Source organism: Phyllobacterium sp. P5_D12, from assembly GCF_054049495.1.
This window is the reverse complement of record NZ_JBFUMG010000889.1, coordinates 1-1,254: the sequence shown is the minus strand read 5'-3', so window position 1 is coordinate 1,254 and position 1,254 is coordinate 1. Positions and strand designations below refer to the sequence as shown.

The 1,254-nt window shown below is 57.0% G+C and carries 2 protein-coding genes; both read left to right on the top strand.

Annotation, left to right across the window (positions count from 1 at the left end; genetic code table 11):
- Window positions 1-599: S1 RNA-binding domain-containing protein (locus ACXJ5O_RS27370; RefSeq protein WP_457302656.1), on the top strand; the 599-nt coding region annotated here is incomplete at its 5' end.
- 25 nt (window positions 600-624) lie between these two features.
- The coding region (locus ACXJ5O_RS27365; RefSeq protein ID WP_457302655.1) for an aldo/keto reductase at window positions 625-1,254 on the top strand (630 nt) is incomplete at its 3' end.

Below are 1,254 nucleotides of genomic sequence, written 5' to 3'. Positions count from 1 at the left end.
CCTATGGTGTTGCCAAGAAGATCGTCAGCGCTTGCGGCCGCGATGTGAGGTCACTGATGAGTGACAGCAGCGCATTGAAGGCGCTTGATCCCCGCGTCTTTGTCGACGAGCGCTTCGGATTGCCGACAGTGCGGGATATTATTGCAGAACTGGAAAAGCCTGGCCGAGATCCACGGCCGGAATTCAAGACGGCGTCGTTTGCCGACGGCATCGACAACATAAAGGATCTGAAGCCTGGAATGCTGCTGGAGGGAACGGTCACCAATGTTGCCGCCTTCGGTGCGTTCGTCGATATCGGCGTGCACCAGGACGGCCTTGTTCACCTGTCGCAATTGGYGGATCGCTTCGTCAAAGATGCTCACGAGGTAGTCAAGGCTGGGGATGTCGTCAAAGTACGTGTTGTCGATGTCGACCCCAAACGCAACCGCATCAGCCTGACAATGCGCAAGGATGGTGGGGGAAGCGAGCCGTCGCGCGGTCCCCGTACCGTTGACAAGTCATCGCGCACCGCTGCTCCAGCGTCAGGCCGCCAGAAGCCGCAACCTTCGACGCAAGGCGCTTTCGGCGCAGCTCTGGCAGACGCGTTGCGCAAGAAATAGCTGGAATAATTATGGGAGAACAACCGTGGATATCCGCACAATAGGCAAGACGCCGCTCGCTGTAACGCAATTCGGATTTGGTGGCGCGGCGATCGGCGGACTCTACCGGGAATGTACGCGGGAAGCCGCGATGGAAACGTTGCAGGCGGCATGGGATGCGGGAATGCGCTATTTCGACACCGCGCCCTTTTACGGCTTCGGTCTATCCGAACGGCGGACCGGCGATTTTCTGCGCAGCAAGCAGCGGGAGACATATGTGCTTTCTACGAAGGTCGGTCGTCTGCTGCGGCCCGTTCCGGAAGATCAGGTGCCGGATTACTCTTACGTCAATCCCCTGCCTTTTACGGTTGACTACGACTACAGCTATGACGGGATCATGCGTTCGTTCGAGTTCAGTTATGCACGGCTTGGCCTGAACAAGATCGACATACTCTACGTTCACGATATTGGCGTCTATACGCACGGCGTGGAGAAAAATGCAATTTATCAACGTCAGCTGCTGGACAGCGGCATGCGCGCTCTGGACGAACTGAAATCATCGGGCGCGATCTCGGCTTATGGTCTCGGTGTCAACGAGGTGGAAGTCTGTCTCGACGTGATTGCCAGGCATCCGATTGACTGCATCCTTCTTGCAGGCCGCTATTCACTGTTGGAT